We start from the raw sequence: 1,888 nt of genomic DNA, 5'->3' as shown, positions 1-1,888 counted from the left end.
ATCATTGACAGTCCACCTACAGCATCTTATTATACAAAAAGCTCTGCAATGGCAAGTGACTATGTACTTGTTGCATTCCAAACACAAAGTGATAGTTTAGATGGCGCTAATGATTATATCTCACGATTCTTAAGCAAATTAGTAACAGAATTTAATGCTCCTCTTGATGTAATCGGCATATTACCAAATCAATTACACAGTACTGGTAAAATCGATGCAACAGTATTACAAGATGCGAAAAACATTTTTGGAGAAAATAATTTATTTAGAAATTTAATACCTTACGCTAAAAGAATCCAAAGCATTCCACGTATCGGTTTAAATAAAGATCAATATTGGGACAAGAAGTTATTTAATGAAGTTTTTGAACCATTTGCAGATGAATTTTTAGAACGAATTGAGAAAATGGAGGAATTAAGAAATGAGTAATAACATGGGATTTTTCGGAAAAAAGGAGGGCGGGGAAAACCCTGGTTCTAAAAATAATGGAGGGAAAATTGATGTTGGCTATAAAGCCGATGTCATTCCCTCTACCCCTTATGATCCTAGTTTACCTGCAAAGGCAACACTAGTTAACGGTGATAAGCGTGGTACTATTCGAATGCCTTTAGAAACTAAACATGAGTTTGATGCATTACTTGAGATTTCAGAATATCAATATGCTTATGAACTGCTTGGTGAAATGCATAACTTGTATATGGAAAAATTGTCTCCTGAACAACTTAGACTATTCCACGCACAACTTGAAAACATCAAACGTAAAGCTGCTCTTAAAGAAGCTAAGAAACAGCAAAAGAAATAAAAATAACATGTGTAAATGTGTACATGTGGTCTTTTACACATTTACACATGTTATACCTACATAAAATAAATAGAGTGATAACCCCCTCTATATCAGTGTAGTAGCGATAGAGCGTTATATTTTTTTAAAGTAAATTTTGTGTACATGTGTACAGGTGCACAGATACACATGTACACAATTCGAAAGGAGCGATAACCATGCGAACCCTCGGTATTATAGGTTTAGTCGTCATAGCTTTAGTATTTTTTAATGTGATTTCTCTACATACAATTGGAACATTATCTCTCATAATCGGACTTTTAATAGTATTCGTGATTGGTGCTTACTTCTTATACTATATTGTTATTAACTTCCTGGCACTATTCACTACTATTGTTGGAATTATCATGGTTATTTGCTTAATTGCTTATGCCTTTCAAATCTAATGTATTTAAATCCTGGCGGACCTATATGAATCTTAATGAAGAATTAAAGACCATTCTTAGATTTGACACTCCCACCCCTAAAGGGGCAAGCTGACTAATGTCAGTGGGATTCTTGCTACCAAAGGCGAAGTCCATTTCTGGTATCGCTGACGTGCAAGATTGCGGTGTGCCATCACCACTCTCACGACAGACCGTATAGGTTCGTGAGCTACGGTACTATAACCATACCGTACAGATCGTTGCGTGTTCATATGTTTTAGCGTCTTGTTCTTGACGACACATATCATTTTACCGATAGCGTGAATTCGGCTATCGAACTCCATATGATATCTTGTTTTCAAGGAACACATAAGCGTTTTAAAGACTTGTACTTGTCTATCGTTAAAGTATACTCAAAAAACAAATGTTTTTCTATGAAGGGTGTTTTTGCCCATCCCCTCGAAAAGGGGGAATAAGAAAAACATATCGTGAAAACTCCTTATAAATAAGGAGTTTGGGTTACCTTTAAAAAATATATATTTCAAAATATATACAATTATATTGACGTGTTTCAAATGTTATTAAGTTGTATTTTTGAAACGGAAAATTCTAGTTTTTCAGCTATGTCATAAAGTGTACTTTATGACATGATGTATAAAATTATAATGAATTAAGCTACTTC

The 1,888-nt window shown here is 34.3% G+C and carries 3 protein-coding genes; all 3 read left to right on the top strand.

What is annotated here, in order from left to right:
- A partial coding sequence (locus AB3X48_RS21690; protein ID WP_367959931.1) for a ParA family protein occupies positions 1 to 429 on the top strand: 429 nt, incomplete at its 5' end.
- Positions 422 to 802 carry a hypothetical protein gene (locus AB3X48_RS21685; protein WP_002144405.1) on the top strand — a complete coding sequence of 127 codons (381 nt, stop codon included), beginning with the start codon at positions 422 to 424 and terminating at the stop codon, positions 800 to 802. The genes AB3X48_RS21690 and AB3X48_RS21685, both read left to right, overlap by 8 nt.
- A 197-nt stretch (positions 803 to 999) precedes the next feature.
- Positions 1,000 to 1,227: a hypothetical protein gene (locus AB3X48_RS21680; protein WP_012259991.1), complete on the top strand. Its 228-nt coding sequence runs from the start codon at positions 1,000 to 1,002 to the stop codon at positions 1,225 to 1,227.
- Positions 1,228 to 1,888: the final 661 nt, after the last annotated feature.

The sequence above is a fragment of the Bacillus sp. S4 genome, from assembly GCF_040838205.1.
Classification (GTDB): Bacteria; Bacillota; Bacilli; order Bacillales; family Bacillaceae_G; genus Bacillus_A; species Bacillus_A cereus_U.
Note: the sequence above shows the minus strand (reverse complement) of the source record. Positions and strands in the feature narration are given on the sequence as shown.